Source organism: Agrococcus baldri (assembly GCA_900114805.1).
In the GTDB taxonomy this organism is placed as follows: Bacteria; Actinomycetota; Actinomycetes; order Actinomycetales; family Microbacteriaceae; genus Agrococcus; species Agrococcus baldri.
In genome coordinates, this window is the sequence record FOZN01000003.1 from 612571 (window position 1) to 628146 (window position 15576).

At 68.2% G+C, this 15576-nt stretch carries 16 protein-coding genes and 1 tRNA gene; 8 read left to right on the forward strand and 9 right to left on the reverse strand.

Annotated elements, in window-relative coordinates; translation table 11 throughout:
* The first annotated feature begins 28 nt into the window (after positions 1-28).
* From cmtR to BM288_RS11290, 3 genes are read left to right on the forward strand one after another with little or no spacing between them, the layout of a single operon-like run.
* Positions 29-388: a Cd(II)/Pb(II)-sensing metalloregulatory transcriptional regulator CmtR gene (gene cmtR / locus BM288_RS11280; RefSeq protein ID WP_092918851.1), complete on the forward strand. Its 360-nt coding sequence runs from the start codon at positions 29-31 to the stop codon at positions 386-388.
* Positions 385-2298, forward strand: a complete 1914-nt coding sequence (locus BM288_RS11285) for a heavy metal translocating P-type ATPase (RefSeq protein ID WP_177220365.1) — start codon at positions 385-387, stop codon at positions 2296-2298. The genes cmtR and BM288_RS11285 overlap by 4 nt, the downstream gene beginning before the upstream one ends.
* Positions 2295-2603, forward strand: a complete 309-nt coding sequence (locus tag BM288_RS11290; RefSeq protein ID WP_013864598.1) for a hypothetical protein — start codon at positions 2295-2297, stop codon at positions 2601-2603. Before BM288_RS11285 ends, BM288_RS11290 begins: the two co-directional genes overlap by 4 nt.
* 135 nt (positions 2604-2738) lie before the next feature.
* Here the strand turns inward: BM288_RS11290 and BM288_RS11295 are convergent, their stop codons facing one another.
* The 8 genes from BM288_RS11295 to BM288_RS11330 all read right to left on the reverse strand — a co-directional run bounded on the left by BM288_RS11295 (position 2739) and on the right by BM288_RS11330 (position 9802).
* Positions 2739-3143 (reverse strand): arsenate reductase ArsC, encoded by a 405-nt coding sequence (locus BM288_RS11295; protein ID WP_013864597.1) that lies wholly within the window; start codon positions 3141-3143, stop codon positions 2739-2741.
* A gap of 15 nt (positions 3144-3158) precedes the next feature.
* The gene (locus BM288_RS11300; RefSeq protein WP_092918855.1) at positions 3159-4160 is read right to left on the reverse strand and encodes a metalloregulator ArsR/SmtB family transcription factor; all 1002 of its coding nucleotides are present in this window, start codon (positions 4158-4160) and stop codon (positions 3159-3161) included.
* Entirely contained in the window at positions 4157-5257 is a 1101-nt protein-coding gene (gene arsB / locus BM288_RS11305) for an ACR3 family arsenite efflux transporter (RefSeq protein WP_092918857.1), read from the reverse strand. The genes BM288_RS11300 and arsB overlap by 4 nt, the downstream gene beginning before the upstream one ends.
* Positions 5254-5580 (reverse strand): thioredoxin, encoded by a 327-nt coding sequence (gene trxA, locus BM288_RS11310; protein WP_092918859.1) that lies wholly within the window; start codon positions 5578-5580, stop codon positions 5254-5256. The genes arsB and trxA overlap by 4 nt, the downstream gene beginning before the upstream one ends.
* Positions 5577-6551 (reverse strand): thioredoxin-disulfide reductase, encoded by a 975-nt coding sequence (gene trxB / locus BM288_RS11315; protein WP_092918861.1) that lies wholly within the window; start codon positions 6549-6551, stop codon positions 5577-5579. Before trxB ends, trxA begins: the two co-directional genes overlap by 4 nt.
* 88 nt (positions 6552-6639) lie before the next feature.
* A complete protein-coding gene (locus BM288_RS11320) occupies positions 6640-8328 on the reverse strand; it encodes a hypothetical protein (protein ID WP_318255509.1) in 1689 nt (562 codons plus the stop codon).
* Between the two features lie 59 nt (positions 8329-8387).
* Complete coding sequence (locus tag BM288_RS11325; protein WP_013864591.1) at positions 8388-8717, reverse strand: helix-turn-helix domain-containing protein; 330 nt, start codon at positions 8715-8717, stop codon at positions 8388-8390.
* Entirely contained in the window at positions 8714-9802 is a 1089-nt protein-coding gene (locus BM288_RS11330; RefSeq protein WP_092918864.1) for a tyrosine-type recombinase/integrase, read from the reverse strand. The genes BM288_RS11325 and BM288_RS11330 overlap by 4 nt, the downstream gene beginning before the upstream one ends.
* Positions 9803-10088: 286 nt before the next feature.
* Between BM288_RS11330 and BM288_RS11335 the strand changes: the two genes are divergently transcribed.
* The 5 genes from BM288_RS11335 to BM288_RS11355 all read left to right on the forward strand — a co-directional run bounded on the left by BM288_RS11335 (position 10089) and on the right by BM288_RS11355 (position 15503).
* Positions 10089-10547: a hypothetical protein gene (locus tag BM288_RS11335; RefSeq protein WP_318255510.1), complete on the forward strand. Its 459-nt coding sequence runs from the start codon at positions 10089-10091 to the stop codon at positions 10545-10547.
* Positions 10544-12334, forward strand: coding sequence for a type IV secretory system conjugative DNA transfer family protein (locus BM288_RS11340; protein WP_092918866.1), 1791 nt, complete (start codon positions 10544-10546; stop codon positions 12332-12334). Before BM288_RS11335 ends, BM288_RS11340 begins: the two co-directional genes overlap by 4 nt.
* 82 nt (positions 12335-12416) lie before the next feature.
* Entirely contained in the window at positions 12417-12863 is a 447-nt protein-coding gene (locus BM288_RS11345; protein WP_092918868.1) for a single-stranded DNA-binding protein, read from the forward strand.
* Between the two features lie 7 nt (positions 12864-12870).
* Positions 12871-13470 (forward strand): hypothetical protein, encoded by a 600-nt coding sequence (locus tag BM288_RS11350; protein ID WP_092918870.1) that lies wholly within the window; start codon positions 12871-12873, stop codon positions 13468-13470.
* Between the two features lie 359 nt (positions 13471-13829).
* The gene (locus BM288_RS11355) at positions 13830-15503 is read left to right on the forward strand and encodes a recombinase family protein (protein WP_092918872.1); all 1674 of its coding nucleotides are present in this window, start codon (positions 13830-13832) and stop codon (positions 15501-15503) included.
* Here the strand turns inward: BM288_RS11355 and BM288_RS11360 are convergent.
* Positions 15496-15571: transfer RNA gene (locus tag BM288_RS11360), tRNA-His, on the reverse strand. The genes BM288_RS11355 and BM288_RS11360 overlap by 8 nt on opposite strands.
* Positions 15572-15576 lie beyond the last annotated feature (5 nt).

Consider the following 15576-nt stretch of genomic DNA (forward strand, 5'->3'; position numbering starts at 1 on the left):
GGTCAGCATTCACTGTATAGTTCAGCGTATGCTGACTATTGCTTCGCGTCTCGACGTCATGAACCGGCTGGGCCGGGCCATGGCGGACCCGACGCGCTCCCGGATCCTGATGACCCTGCTGGACGGCCCGAGCTACCCGGCCGTGCTCTCGCGCGAGCTGGAGCTGACCCGGTCGAACGTGTCGAACCATCTGACCTGTCTGCGCGACTGCGGGATCGTGGTCGCCGAGCCCGAGGGTCGGCAGACGCGCTACGAGATCGCCGACCCGCACCTCGCGGCGGCGCTCACGGCGCTGGTGGACGTGACGCTGGCCGTGGACGAGCACGCGCCGTGCTTGGATGCCGAGTGCACGGTGCCGGGCTGCTGCGGGACGGGAGCGGGCGCGTGAGCGCGGCGTGCGGCTGCGACGAGCCGGAGACCCGGGTCGGCGAGGAGGCCGAGGAGGAGCGGGAGCGTCCGTGGTGGCGCGATCGCGGGATCATGGTCCCGGTGTTCTCCGGCGTCGCCTTCGGCACGGGCCTGGTCCTGGAATGGACGGGTGCGGAGGTCCCGGCGCTGGTGGCGTTCTGGATCGGCCTGCTGCTGGGTGCGTCGACGTTCACGCCCGGCGCGATCCGCAAGCTCTTCAAGGGCAAGCTGGGCATCGGGCTGCTGATGACGATCAGCGCGGTGGGCGCGGTCATCCTCGGCTACGTCGAGGAGGCCGCCGCCTTGGCGTTCCTGTACTCCATCGCCGAGGCGCTGGAGGACAAGGCGATGGACCGCGCCCGTGGCGGGCTGCGGGCGCTGCTCAAGCTGGTCCCGGAGACCGCGACCATCCGGCGGGATGGCGCGTCCGTGGAGGTCGCCGCGAAGGATCTGGCCGTTGGTCAGCTGATGCTCGTGCGTCCCGGTGAGCGGATCGCGACCGACGGGATCGTCCGCACGGGCCGGTCGAGCCTGGACACCTCGGCGATCACCGGGGAGTCGATCCCGGTGGAGGTCGAGCCCGGCGACGCGGTGTCGGCCGGGGCGATCAACACCGCCGGTGCCCTGGAGGTCGAGACGACCGCGGCGGGCACGGACAACTCGCTGACCACGATCGTGGAGCTGGTCGAGCAGGCGCAGGCCGAGAAGGGGGACCGTGCCCGCCTGGCCGACCGCATCGCCCGGCCGCTCGTGCCCGGCGTGCTGATCCTCGCTGCCCTTGTCGCGATCATCGGCTCGCTGCTGGGCGACCCGGAGCTGTGGATCACCCGCGCCCTCGTGGTGCTCGTCGCCGCGTCGCCGTGCGCGCTGGCGATCTCCGTCCCGCTGACCGTCGTCGCCGCGATCGGCTCGGCGAGCAAGTTCGGCGTGATCATCAAATCCGGTGCCGTGTTCGAACGGTTCGGCGTGATCCGCCACGTCGCCGTCGACAAGACCGGCACCCTCACCCGCAACGAGCCCGCCGTCACCGCCGTCCTCACCACCGAGGGCGTGACCGAGGCGCAAGCCCTGGCCTGGGCGGCGTCGCTGGAGCAGCACAGCACCCACCCGCTGGCCGCCGCGATCACCGCCGCCGCCCCCGGAGCTCCCGCCGCCCTGGAGGTCACCGAGCAGGCCGGGCACGGCATCGAAGGCAGGATCGACGGGGCCAGGGTCACAGTCGGCAGCCCCCGCTGGCTCGACGCCGGAACCCTCACCGACCAGGTGGAGGGCTTGGAGGAGCAGGGCATGACCGTCGTGATCGTGCACCGCGACGACGCCCCGGTCGCCGCGGTCGGTGTCCGCGACGAGCTGCGCCCCGAGGTCCCAGAGGTGGTCCGCACCCTCGCCGCCCAGGGCGTCGGGGTGACGATGCTCACCGGTGACAACGCCCGCACCGCCCAGGCGCTGGCCGCGCAGGCCGGGATCGACGACGTGCGCGCCGAGCTGCGTCCGGAGGACAAGGCCGCCGCGATCGCAGAGCTCGGTGCGAAGGGTTCGGTCGCGATGATCGGCGATGGCATCAACGACGCCCCCGCCTTGGCCGCCGCGGACATCGGCATCGCGATGGGCGCGACCGGCTCCGACGCCGCGATCGAGTCCGCCGACGTCGCCTTCACCGGCCACGACCTCCGGCTGCTGCCGCGCGCGTTCGACCATGCCCGTCGCGGCAGGCGCATCATCAACCAGAACATCATCCTGTCGCTGCTGATCATCGCCGCCCTGCTCCCGCTGGCCCTGTTCGGCGTGCTGGGGCTGGCCGCGGTGGTGCTGGTGCACGAGATCGCCGAGGTCGTCGTCATCCTCAACGGGCTCCGCGCGGCTCGGACCCGAAAAGAGCGGATCGCATGAAGGTCGAACTGTTGCACATCCTCGACTGCCCGAACACGGACATCGCCGAAGCCAACGCGCGTGCTGCGCTGGACGCTATCGGATTTGTGGACGTGGCCGTCGAACTGGTAGCCATCCGGACCGAGGCCGAAGCGACGAATTCTCCGTTCGGAGGATCACCCACGCTCCTCGTCGACGGCGTCGACCTGTTCCCGACCGCACCGGTCCGCTCGCTCGCGTGCCGCGTCTACTCGACGGAAAGCGGATTCGCCGGAGCGCCCACGCCGGAGCAGATCGAAGCAGCGCTGCGAGGCGCTTCTCGATAGAGCGACAACCACTGGGGACGCAATTAGCGGGCCACACCCGCGGCACAACGATGTTCCCCGCATGGATTGAGCTCCCTCAAGAGCATGGGAGGGGCAAGCGCCGATGTTGCTTGCCCCTCCGGCGCTCACACTCCCTCAGACGAGCAGCTCTGCCAAGAGCGCTTCGATGCGCCCCTTGATCTCGTCGCGGATCGGGCGCACCGCCTCGATGCCCTGTCCGGCGGGGTCGTCGAGCTTCCAGTCCTCGTACCGCTTGCCCGGGAAGAACGGGCAGGCGTCGCCGCAGCCCATCGTGATCACCACGTCGGAGGCCTGCACCGCCTCGGTGGTGAGCACCTTCGGCTGCTCGGCGGTGATGTCAATCCCTTCCTCGCGCATGGCTTCGACGGCCACGGGGTTGATCTGCTCGGCGGGCATGGACCCGGCCGAGCGGACCTCGATGCGGCCTGCGGCGAGGTGGCGGAGGTAGCCGGCGGCCATCTGGGAGCGGCCGGCGTTGTGGACGCAGACGAACAGGACAGAGGGCTGCTGAACGGTCATGATCTTTGGCTTCTTTCAGTCGGTGAGGGTCGCGAGGAGGGCGCGGACGCGGGACTCGATGTCGTGTCGGATCGCGTCGACCCCTTGCGGGGAGGCGAGGGCGGGGTCGCCGACGGCCCAATCCTCGTAGCGGACACCCGGGATGATCGGGCACACGTCGCCGCAGCCCATCGTCACCACAACGTCCGCGGCGCGGACGGCGTCGTCGGTCAGCGGCTTCGGGAACGCATCCCGAGCCTCCTGCTCGCCTTCGATCTCGACGAGCAGGGAGCGCACGTGCGGGTGCAGGTCCGACGCCGGGGTCGAGCCTGCGGAACGGGCGATCACTCGGCCGTCGGCGAGCTGGTTGACGATGGCGGCGGCGAGCTGGGAACGGCCCGCGTTCTGCACGCACACGAACAGCACCTGCGGCACCCCCGAAGACCGATCCCGGGTGAGGTCGGCGAGGCGCTGGCGGGCGAAGCGCTCGGTCAGCGGGATCATGTGCTGCGTCAGCTTCGCCGACCGCACCAGGCCCGCGTAGGACTCGCGCACGATCGCGATCACGACATCACGGTGCAGCCCGGTCAGCTCGTCGGCCAGTTCCTCGGCGAGCCGGGTCACGCGGGCGTCCATCTGCCGCAACGCTGCAACTCGCGCCTGAGCGTCCTCCGGCTCGTCGGCGACTGCCGCTGGTGCGAACGCGTCGAGGAGGGCCGCGACGGCGCGCTGCTTGCCCGGCGCGATCCGGTACCAGACCCACGTACTGCGCCGCTCGGACCGCAGCATCCCGGTCTCCTTCAACACCTTCAGATGGTGGGAGACGGTCGGCTGGGACACGTCGGCGAGCTCCGCGAGATCGCACACGCAGGACTCGCCGCGCGGGTCGGTCGCGATCACTGACAGCATCCGCAGCCGCAGCGGATCCGCCAGCGCCTTGAGCGCCCCGGCCACAGTCGCAGCTGCGTCGGCGCCGATCGCGTGCATCGCGGAGGGCGCGCACGCCTCGGCGTCGGGAAGGACAGCAGCGTCGGTCATGACGTCCTCGATTCGATCATGGATTCGGTGGTGTAGGGGTCGGCGCGGAACCAGGCTTTCGCCGCCCAGAGCGAGACGTAGACCAGCCCCACCAACACGGGCACCTCGATGAGCGGGCCGACGACCCCCGCCAAGGCCTGCCCGGAGGCCGCGCCGAAGGTGCCGATGGCGACCGCGATGGCCAGTTCGAAGTTGTTCCCGGCCGCGGTGAACGCGAGCGTCGTCGATCGCGCGTAGCTCAGGCCGATGCCCTTGCCCAGCAGCAGCCCCGCGAACCACATCAGCCCGAAGTACACCAGCAAGGGAAGTGCGATCCGGGCGACGTCCATCGGCCGGGAGGTGACCTGTTCGCCCTGGAGGGCGAACAGCAGCACGATCGTGAACAGCAGCCCGTACAGCGCCCACGGCCCGACCCTCGGAAGGAACGTCTCCTCGTACCAGTCGCGCCCCTTCCGCTTCTCGCCGATCCACCGCGAGGCGAACCCCGCGGCGAGGGGGACGCCGAGGAAGACGATCACATTCAGCGCGATCTGCCAGACCGAGATCTCCAGCCCTTGCGTGTCCAGCCCCAGCCAGCCCGGCAGGACGGTGAGATAGAACCAGCCCAGCAGGGAGAACGCGACGACCTGGAACACCGAGTTGATCGCCACCAGCACCGCGGTCGCTTCCCGGTCACCGCAGGCCAGATCGTTCCAGATCACGACCATCGCGATGCAGCGGGCGAGCCCGACGATGATCAGCCCGGTGCGGTACTCGGGCAGATCCGGCAGGAAGATCCAGGCCAGGGCGAACATCACCGCCGGCCCCACGAGCCAGTTCATCACGAGCGAAGAGACCAGGAGCTTCTTGTCGCCGGTGACGGCGGCGACCTTGTCGTAGCGGACCTTCGCGAGCACCGGATACATCATCACCAGCAGGCCCAGCCCGATCGGGACCGAGATCCCACCGACCTCCATCGCGGACAGCACGTCGGAGAGCACAGGCACGAACCGGCCGAGGAGGAGACCGGCGACCATGGCGAGGCCGATCCACAGCGGCAGCCACTTGTCGAGTGTGGAGAGCCGTTTCGGTGCGGTGCGGGTCACGGTGTCGGTCATGCGAGCAGCTCCTCGATCTTCGTCGCGTAGACGGGCTTCGGCTGCGCGCCGATCAACACGTCCACCCGTTCCCCGTTCCGGTAGAACCCGAGGGTCGGGATCGAGGTCACGCCGGCCGCGGTCACGGTCTCGGGGTTCTGATCGGCGTCGACCTTCACGATCTTCACCCGGCCCGCGTACTCACCGGCGAGCTGGTCCAGGATCGGGGCGACCGCCTTACACGGCCCGCACCAGGCCGCCCAGATGTCGACCACGACGGGCAGCTCGGACTCGAGCACTTCAGCCCGGAACGTGGCGTCGGTGACGGGGGTGACGGTGCTCATGCGGAGACCTCCAGGACGGGCTCGGGCAAGGTGGCGGGCGCGAGGTTCGACAGGTAGTGCTGGGCGTCCTGCGCGGCCGCGCAGCCGGTGCCCGCGGCGGTGATCGCCTGCCGGTACGTGTGATCGACGAGATCCCCGGCCGCGAACACCCCGGCCAGGTTCGTCCGCGTCGACGGGTGCGCGACCCGCACGTACCCGTCCGCGTCGGTGTCGACCTGGCCGGTCACGAGATCTGAACGCGGGTCGTGCCCGACCGCGACGAACACCCCCGTCGCGTCGAGTCTCCGCTCGGTTCCAGTGACGCTATCGCGCAGCGTGAGCCCGGTGACCTGCTCGTCGCCGAGGATCGCGGCGACCTCGCTGTTCCAGGCGACCTCGATCTTCGGGTCGTCCAGCACGCGCTGCGCCATGATCTTCGACGCCCGGAACTCGTCCCGGCGGTGCACGACGGTCACTTTCGACGCGAACCGGGTGAGAAACAGGGCCTCCTCCATCGCGGAGTCCCCGCCGCCGACCACGGCGATCTCCTGGTCGCGGAAGAAGAACCCGTCGCACGTCGCGCACCAGGACACTCCGTGCCCGGACAAGCGGCCCTCCTCGGGGAGGCCGAGCTTGCGGTACGCGGAGCCCATCGCCAGGACCACCGCCCGCGCCCGATACGTGGCCCCGGCACCGGTCTCGATGATCTTCACGTCGCCGTCGAGATCGAGGCGGATCGCGTCGTCGTAGACGATCTGAGCGCCGAACCGTTCAGCCTGCGTCCGCATCGACTCCATCAACTCCGGACCCTGCACACCATCGACGAAGCCCGGGAAGTTCTCCACCTCGGTCGTCGTCATCAACGCCCCGCCCGCGGTCACCGAGCCGGCGATCACGACCGGGGCAAGCCCCGCACGAGCAGCGTAGACCGCCGCGGTGTACCCGGCGGGACCGGACCCGACGATGACCAACTCGACCTCTTGATTCGACATGTATCTATATTGACGCTTATCGAAGCACGCGGCAAGTCGGCGAGGCGCATCTGGGTGGTGTTTGCCGAAGGTTCATCTTCTGAGGCGGCTACGCACTGTCGGCCGTGATGTTCTGCGGTCCCGTGGCGGTGTGGGAGTAGCGCAGCGCGGTCTCGATACCGATGCCGAAGAGGTCGCAGATGCGCCTGACGTCGCCGCCGGTCTGCTCGACTTCGTAGAGAATCCGGTCGGTGCGCAGGGCCTGGGCTGTCACGCCGGCCTTCTTCCAGGGGAAGTTCCGGCCGGGCGGCGAGAGACGGGGCGCGGTCTGGACGGTGACGAGCAGGTAGGGGTTCTTCGTTTCCGGCCAGCGCTGGGCACGGTGGTCGAGCCACGCGCTCAGGCGGACGCGGACAGGTTTCGCGAGCGGGATGAAGCGGCCGTCGGGCATTCGCAGACGTCCGTCGATGATGTCGGTGAGTTGGATGTGCTGGACCTGCTGCGTGGTCAGGGCGTGGAAGGCGACGAGCGAGACGGCCAACGCGATTGCGGGGTCGGGGTTGACCAGTGCGTCGCGGATCGCCGTGGGCCCCATTGGCAGCGGTGTGTTGCGCCGCGGGCCGCGCAGCGGGATCGCATTCGTCGGGTCGGTGAAGACCTGCTTGCGGCCGCGCAGGATCGTGAACAGACTGCGGAAGCCGAGCAGCATCGTATGGCGACGGGAGGGGTCGTCCGGGAGGGCGGCGAGGATGTCTTCGGTGCTGATCCCTGCGAGGCTGGTGCGCCCGTCGTCGACCCAGCGAGTGATCGCGGGGAGGATGCCATACATCTGGCCTTTGACGGTCATCGTGTCGCGGGGCTGACGGCGCGGCGGGGTCTTGGAACCGTCGACCATGATGTCTCGCCAGAGCTCGAGCTGGGATCGCATCGGCTCGGGCAGGGCATGGGTCTTGCGTTCGAAGAGCTTGGTGAACGAGGGCACCCGATCGTCGATGAGGAGCCCGGCGTCTTCGAGGACTTCGATGGTGGAGCGGATGTTGCTGCCGTCGTCGTAGCTGCGCATCGCGAGGATGTCAGAGGCGCGAAAGCGCAGATTCGCGCCGGGGAACACGAGCTGCAGGACTTTCAGGGTGCGCCTGACCTGGTTGGTCTGTCGCTTGCTCCAGGCGTACTCGCGGGCTCGGGCGTAGAGGAAGTGGTCGGTGCGGCTGGTGATGTCGCGCAGCCGGATCTCGTTGGAGCGCTGACGGAGGCGTTCGGGGTCGGGGTCGATATGAAACAGGACCGGCTGGTAGCTGGCGGGAGGCGGCGGCGTGTTGATGACCTTGAGCGCTTCGCGGATGCTCATCGCCATCGGCAGGTGGAGTTCTGCGGGCTGACGGGAGTCGTTCATCGAGGCGAGGAAGAGCTGCTGGCCGTACGTGCGGGCCGCGTCGAGGTCGAGCGGTTCACCAGGCGTCTGGTGGTAGCGGGCGGTTTCCAGGCAGAGGCGGCAGTAGCCCTGCTCACCGATGGTGACCTCGCGGTGGCAGGAGACGCACTCGCCCTGCGGGTAGTGCGTGAACCACCAGCGGCACTTCCAGCACCGCCAGTTGCGTTGCCGGTAGACGCCCCAGGCGAGGCAGTCGCGGCAGGAGCCGATGAAGCCGGGGCTGCCGGGGTGACAGTGGGCGCAGAGCCCTTGGCTGTAATACTCGGCCGATCCGCACTTGCTGCACGCCGGCGGTGTGAACGGGCCGCCGGGGATGCAGTCGTAGCAGAAGTCGATTCGGGGCGTGAGCCACGCGGCCGGCTTCACCCCGCACGCAGTGCAGGGCAGCGGCGGACTCAAGGGTCCGTTCGGGCCGCGTGCCGGACTCATAGCGGTGGCGCCGGCCGATCGTTCTTCGGGCCGAACCGGGGCGCGACCATATTCGTGCTCCCACTCGCTTCTACCCGCCGACGGGCGCCGGGCTTGCGTGCTCGGACCTTCTCGGGCTCGGGCACGAGAAGATCAGTCGGCTCGCAACCGAGGACATGGCAGATGACGTCGAGATCGTCCAGCCGGATCGTGGTCGGGGTGCCCGTCCACAGCCCGGACATCTTGCCCTGGCTGATCTCTAGCCCGGCGTCGGCGAGCATCCGCCGCAGTTCCGCCGACTTCCAGATGCCGCGCTCGGCGGCCTGGACTCGCAGGTTCCATTTCATCGCGTGGTCATCCCTTCAAATCGGTCTTCCAGCCGTTGGTTCGCTTGCATCCACGAGTCCTCGACGTGCTCGCCCGGAACGTGGATGTACTGCGTCGTGGTCGCCAGCCACTGATGCCCCAGCAGCTCTTGCAGGGCTTTCAAATCCATGCCCGCCAGATACAATGATGACGCGCAGTAATGGCGGAGCAAATGCGGCGTCATCCGTCCTCCGGCCCAGGCGGGCAAGAACCGTTCAGTCGCTCGGGTCAGGCCCCGCCGGAGCACGTCGTCGCTGGCCCGCCAGGAACGACCGAGTTCGTGGTCGAACCGCTCGGACGGGATCATCGGGGCATCCGGGTCATCCCAATCAGGGCCGAAGCGGTGTCGCACATCGCCGAGCCACCAGTCGATGAGCTTGTCCGCCCCGTTGATCGCAGGCACCAGACGCTGCTTCGACCCTCGTCCCCGCGAGCCTTTCCCGAACCGGACATGCAGCTTACCCAGCGCCCCGAGATCGGGCCGCCAGTCACGGATGTCGAGTTTCGTGCTCTCCGTGATGCGCACCCCGACCCTGCGCCAGAGCGACGCAGCGAAGTAGTTCCTCGCGGCGGGCAGATAACGTCGCTCATCTTGGAGCGAGGCGGCCCACCCGCCGAAGAGCCTGCCGATCTCCGCATCGGACGGAGGCACACGGACCTTGCCCAGCGACGAGCCCGACTGCCGGTTGTACTCGTCGACGGGCTGCTCGATCACCCAATCGGTCAGCGCATTGATGTCGCCCTGGTAGCGGGCGATGGCGAAGTCGTAGAACTGCGCGATCGCGCCCGCCTTGCTCGCCCGCGTCGTGACCGCCAACCCAGCCCGACGTAGCCCGGCCAGAAAAGCGTCCGCGTCGGAGGGCCTTGCTTGCCACAGCGGGACGTCGAGATGGTGACGGAACTCGAACACGACTGCTCTGGACTGCGCGATGTAGCCGTCGCTGAGCCCGGCGGCAGCCATCGCGAGAGCGTACTGGTCGATGATCTCCTGCTCGAAGTCGGCAGCATCCTCCTCGGACCGCCAGCCCCTGGCAGTTCCGACACTCCGAACCGCAGCGAGCTTCATCACTCCGCAGCTTCACGAATCATGACCATGCATCAAGAATACTGCAAAAGTGTCAGGAATCATGATGGTTCGTCAGAATTCTCGCCAAGCGGTAAGTCCGTTGCGGCGGCGGGCGGAGCGCACCTGAGAGACATGAACCTCGGTCAGAAAGTTGCGGCTCTAGAGATAGCCGCTCGGTGGGGTGTGGGCGCACCTGCGGGGTATGAACAAGCACAGCGTCCCCGAATCCGATTCGTCTCCCGTCGATCTGCCGCTGGTCGTGCTCATCGTCTCCTTGGACGGGACGATGACCGCGACCATCGACGGCGCCGAGTACGCGCCTGGGCCGGGTGAGGCGGCGTGGACGCGGGCATCGTTCCCGGAGATCATCGACCATGCCGGCGCGGATCGGACCCGGGCGATCCGGGTCGAGGTGCACGAGGTCGACGGGAGCACCTTCACCGAGGTTCTCGCCGCCAAGCCCCGCCGTCCCGCACCGGAACCGGAAGTGCCGGAGCCGGTGGTGGAGTCGCGGGCAGCCCGGCGCAGGCGACAGGTCGAGCCGGTGCTGGTGGAGATCACCGGGGACGGGTTCGTGCCGGGTGAGGACATCTCCTGTGCGCTGATCCTCACCCGCGCCGACGCCGCGCCGGACGGCACCGCCAGCGCCATGCTCGACACGAACCAGCTCACCGCCGGCGCGGACGGCACGCTGCTGTTGGTCGGGCATGTCTCCGGCCGGGTCGTCACGAGGAGCCTGGCGTGAGCAGTCCGCAGGGCCGGCAGCCCGGCAGCTTCGGCGACGAGCTGACCAACACCCTCATGATCGGCCTGGTCGCCCTGTTCTGCCTCGCCCTCATCCTCCGCGCCGCAGGCTCTGTCACCGCATTCCTCACCGGCACCCCCCAACCCACCTCCGGGCCGGGCGCCGGGGTCGCTGTCCTGTTCCGCCCCGGCAACCCCGCCGGAGCACTCGACGCGCCGGGACTGAACCCTGTCGTGTACTGGATCGTCACCGCCCTGCTCCTCGGCGGGCTGGGTGCCGGGGTCGGGTGGGTGTGGATGCGGCTGCGCCGGCACACCCGCGCCGTGGAGCTCGACCCGAGGAACGCGGCCGGCGTCGCAACCCGCCACGACGTGCACACCACCGCCTCCGAGACCGCGCTACTTCGCCGAGCCGGCAGCCTGCGACCGTCCCTGGAACATCCGGCCGCAGGAGATGTCGGGTATCGGCTCGGAACCTCGAAAGGCCGGTCAGTGTGGGCGTCGGTCGAGGACTCGCTGCTGCTGATCGGCCCACCCCGCTCCGGGAAAGGCCTGCACGTCGTGATCCCCGCGATCCTCGACGCCCCCGGCGCCGTCGTCACCACCTCTACCCGACCGGACAACCTCACCGCGACCCTCCGCGCGAGGGAGAAGATTGGCCCGGTCGCCGTGTTCGACCCCCAACATCTCGCCGAAGGCGTCCCGGCAGGGATGCGCTGGTCACCCGTCCGGGGCTGCGAGGACCCATTGACGGCGATGATCCGCGCCACCGGCCTCGCCTCCGCGACCGGTTTGTCCGCGGGCGGGGTCGAATCCGGCGGATTCTGGGAAGGCAAAACGAGAGTCGCACTCCAAGCACTGCTCCATGCGGCCGCGCTCGACCACCGGACACCCGCCGAGCTGTTCCGGTGGACGCTCGACCCGACCGCCGCCCACGAGGCCGTCGCGATCCTCACCAGCAACCCCAACGCCGCGACCGGGTGGGCGGACTCGCTGGAATCGATGCTCGACGCCGATCCCCGCACCCGCGACTCCATCTGGCAAGGCGTCAGCCTCGCACTCAACGCGCTGGCCGATCCGCGTGTCCTCGATGCTGTCAGCCCAGACGAGGGCGAGGCGTTTGACCCCGAAAATTTCATCCGGAACCGGGGCACGCTCTATCTCCTCGCTACTGGTGCCGGGGCTGGCGCGTCCGCCGCCCTCGTCGCCGCGCTCGTCGAAGACCTCGTCGAGACGGCCCGGCAACTCGCGGCCCGGTCGCCTGGCGCGCGGCTGGACCCGCCGCTGCTGCTCGCGCTGGATGAGATCGGGAACCTCGCCCCGCTCCCGTCGCTGCCGACGTTGATGGCCGAAGGCGGCGGCACCGGGATCACGACCATGCCGGTGCTGCAGTCCCTCGCCCAAGCCCGCGACAAATGGTCGGAGAACCAGGCCGGCGCGATCTGGGACGCCTCGATCGTGAAGATCATCCTCGGCGGAGCCTCGAACTCGAAGGACTTGCAGGATCTGTCCACACTGATCGGGGAACGCGACGACCTCACCGACACCGTGACTCTCGGCGACCACGGCTCACGCTCCAACCAGCGCTCCGTCCGCCGGATCGCGATCTTCCCACCCGACCGCATCCGCCGCCTACCATTCGGCACCGCCATCGTCCTGCTGCGCGCCGCAACACCGATCGTCACCGACCTCCAACCCTGGCCATCCCGCACGGACGCCGCCCAGCTGAAGAGCGCCCGGGTCGAGATCGAACGTCTCTTGGAACGCCCTGCACCGGGTGCTGAGTAGTGCCCGGCTGCTGGGTGTCGTCGTGCACCTGCCTGCCACAGCGGTCATCACGCAACGGCCGCACGAACGTAGGGAGCAGGCCATGTCGATGCACACGCAGAGCTCGGTGTCGGGATTCATCGCGTCCGACCCGCAGCTGAGCGAGACCGTCAAGGGAGACCCACGGTTCTATGTCCGGTTCGGGCAGGAGCACTACCGGCGCGAACCCGACGGGTCGTTCACCGAACTGGAGACGAGCTACCACAACCTGGTGATGTACGGCCGATCGGCTCAGCACGCACATGACCAGTTCGCCAAGGGCGACAAGTTCGTCGCCGAAGGATACAAGCGCACACCGGAGTACGAGCGCGACGGGGCCATGGTCGAAGGCGAGGATGAATTCATCGCCAAACGGATCGGCCACGACACCGCCCGCACCCGTTACCAGGTTGACCGAACTCCCCGCCGCAGCGCGCCCGAGCGAGGCACCGTCGGGTTCGAGCCGACCGAGCCGACGCGCTCGGCCCCGACACCGGCGATGGGCATGTGAGCCGGCCATGACCGATCCGCACAACGACGCTCCGAATGACGAACTCATCGATGATGCCGGGGTGCTGCCGGATGATCTCGGTCCGGGCGATGACAGCTACGAGCTACCCGGCACCGATCAGGCTGGCCCGCCGAATCCCGTGAACTGGCACATCCTGAACGCGGACGCCCTCGAAGCCGAGTGGTTCGAACTGAACCGGTGGGTTGAGACCTTGCGCCGCACCTACGGGCTCACGGCATCGGTGATCCCGCCGTTCTGGCACCGCCATGACGAGTTGCTGTGGGAACTCAGCGCACTACACCTGCACTGGCTCTGCGCCTACGACCCCGAACAAGACGGCTCCGCACCGTTCGGCTGGCACCGTGACTTCGCTGACGCTCGCAACCGCCTCCGTGATTGGGTTGCCTCATCCGGAACCCGCCTGGATCGCGATCGTCCGACACGGCAGACTGCCTGGCCCGGCGAGGACCCTGCCGACCCCGTCGAGGACGTGTTCGTCGCCGACCGCGACCAGGACTTCGTCGACTACGTCGCCGAACAGGTCGCCGCGCGGCGAGAGGCAGAAGAAGAGTTCTACCGAGCGATCGCCAGCGAGGACCGACCATGAGCCGGCGATACACACCCAAAACCGGACAACGACCCCAATCGGAGCGCCAGCTCACTGTCCGCTCCGAGCGTCGCCCGGAGCCCGACTACGACAAGCTCACCGAGCTGCTGATCCGGCTGTCGCTTCAGCCGCCCCGTGACACGACATCCGAGCATCAGGAGCCTCGTGCCGTAGAATGAGGGCACATGCAAGACCCGCCAGGAGGTGGGTGTTGTGGTCCTAAACCCTCGCTGCTCAGCAGCGAGGCAACGCTTACGTGACCGTCATGGTCTAGTCCTACAGCCTTCGGGCTCTTCTTACGATCAACATCCGCAGTCGATCACTCCTGGTCGGGAGGACCGATCTGTAGGAGAAGAGCCATGACCATCCTCGACGCCGAGCAGTCGGCGCTCAACAGTCTTGTCACACCGAGCCGCCCGATGGGCGCCGTCGCCGTGACGTACCTCCGGGTCTCGACCAAGGAACAGGCCGAACGCGGCGGCACGGACGAGGGGTTCTCGATCCCCGCCCAGCGCGACGCGAACCATCGCAAGGCCGACGACCTGGGTGCGACCATCGTCGAGGAGTTCGTGGACGCAGGGGAGTCCGCCCGCAAGGCCGACCGGCCCGATCTCATGCGGATGATCAAGTACGTCACCAAGCACAAGGTGGACTACTGCATCGTGCACAAGGTCGACCGGCTCGCCCGGAACCGTGCCGACGACGTCGCGATCCACCTCGCCCTGCGGGACGCGGGCGTGATGCTGGTGTCGGCGACGGAGAACATCGATGAGACCCCGTCGGGGATGCTGCTGCACGGGATCATGTCCACGATCGCGGAGTTCTACTCCCGCAACCTCGCCACGGAGACGGTGAAGGGCCTGTCGCAGAAGGCTGCCAGCGGCGGCACCGTCACCAAGGCGCCGCTCGGGTACCGCAACGTCGGCGTGCGCGACGAGTACGGGCGTGAGATCCGTACCGTCGAGGTCGATCAGGAGCGGGCGAAGCTGATCCGGTGGGCGTTCCAGGTGTATGCCTCTGGTGAGTGGTCGACCAATCAGCTCCACGCCGAACTCACCGCGCGAGGGCTGACTACGCCGCCGACGCCGCGGCGCCCGTCGAAACCGATCGGAAGGTCGTCGCTGCATCGCATCTTGACCAACCCGTACTACAAGGGCGATGTCACGTATCAGGGTGTGACGTACAAGGGAACACACGAAGCGCTTGTCCCGGCGGAGGTCTGGTACCAGGTGCAGACGGTGTTGAGCATGCACCGCTCGGCGGCTGACGCGACCCAGATTCATGACCACTACTTGAAGGGGACTGTGTTCTGCGGCCAGTGCGGGGCACGGTTGCTGGTGTGCAACGCGAAGAACGCGCGCGGCAACATCTACCCGTACTTCGTGTGCGGAGCACGCCACTCCGGGCGTGGCGACTGCACGCGGCAGGCGATGCTCATCGAGGAAGTCGAGCGGCTCATCGAGCGGCACTACGAGACGGTGCAGATCACGAAGCAGACCCGGCAAGCGGTTGGTGCGAGGCTGCACGCGGCGTTCGACGAGCTGATGGCATCGGAGAGTGGTGCGCTTGCTGCGATGGCGACCGAACGCACCCGACTGGAAGACGAGCAGTTGCGCGTGCTCCAGGCGCACTACGCCGGGGCGGTGCCGCTGGACTTGTTGAAGAAGGAGCAGGACCGGATCAGCGCTGCGTTGGAGACGATCGAGCACCGGATCACCGCCCATCACGGCGAGTACGCCGACGCGCGGGCGAACCTGGACGACTCGCTCGACCTGCTCGAACACGCCGCCGAGGTCTACGCCCGCTGCGACGACGCGAACCGGCGTCTGTGCAACCAGGCGTTCTTCACGGCGATCTACATCGACGAGGACAACGACGTGCGGGTCGGGTACGCGACACCGTTCGATGCGCTCACTGACCGGGAGCTGCAGAGCAACGCGCTGGCCTGGGCGGAGGGCGCCCGAAATGAGAGCGAGGTGCGAACCCCGACTGGTTCAACAGTCGAAAGTTCACACCTCGCACATCTGGGGTGAGTAACGGGACTTGAACCCGCGACATCCGCCACCACAAGGCGGCGCTCTACCAACTGAGCTATACCCACCATGC

Bases quoted from the DNA above. Each gene is read 5' to 3' on its own strand.
- cmtR (WP_092918851.1), top strand. From the start codon at position 29: ATGCTGACTATTGCTTCGCGTCTCGACGTCATGAACCGGCTGGGCCGG.
- BM288_RS11290 (WP_013864598.1), top strand. From the start codon at position 2,295: ATGAAGGTCGAACTGTTGCACATCCTCGACTGCCCGAACACGGACATC.
- BM288_RS11295 (WP_013864597.1), bottom strand. From the start codon at position 3,143: ATGACCGTTCAGCAGCCCTCTGTCCTGTTCGTCTGCGTCCACAACGCC.
- BM288_RS11300 (WP_092918855.1), bottom strand. From the start codon at position 4,160: ATGACCGACGCTGCTGTCCTTCCCGACGCCGAGGCGTGCGCGCCCTCC.
- arsB (WP_092918857.1), bottom strand. From the start codon at position 5,257: ATGACCGACACCGTGACCCGCACCGCACCGAAACGGCTCTCCACACTC.
- trxA (WP_092918859.1), bottom strand. From the start codon at position 5,580: ATGAGCACCGTCACCCCCGTCACCGACGCCACGTTCCGGGCTGAAGTG.
- trxB (WP_092918861.1), bottom strand. From the start codon at position 6,551: ATGTCGAATCAAGAGGTCGAGTTGGTCATCGTCGGGTCCGGTCCCGCC.
- BM288_RS11325 (WP_013864591.1), bottom strand. From the start codon at position 8,717: ATGAAATGGAACCTGCGAGTCCAGGCCGCCGAGCGCGGCATCTGGAAG.
- BM288_RS11330 (WP_092918864.1), bottom strand. From the start codon at position 9,802: ATGAAGCTCGCTGCGGTTCGGAGTGTCGGAACTGCCAGGGGCTGGCGG.
- BM288_RS11335 (WP_318255510.1), top strand. From the start codon at position 10,089: ATGACCGCGACCATCGACGGCGCCGAGTACGCGCCTGGGCCGGGTGAG.
- BM288_RS11345 (WP_092918868.1), top strand. From the start codon at position 12,417: ATGTCGATGCACACGCAGAGCTCGGTGTCGGGATTCATCGCGTCCGAC.
- BM288_RS11350 (WP_092918870.1), top strand. From the start codon at position 12,871: ATGACCGATCCGCACAACGACGCTCCGAATGACGAACTCATCGATGAT.
- BM288_RS11355 (WP_092918872.1), top strand. From the start codon at position 13,830: ATGACCATCCTCGACGCCGAGCAGTCGGCGCTCAACAGTCTTGTCACA.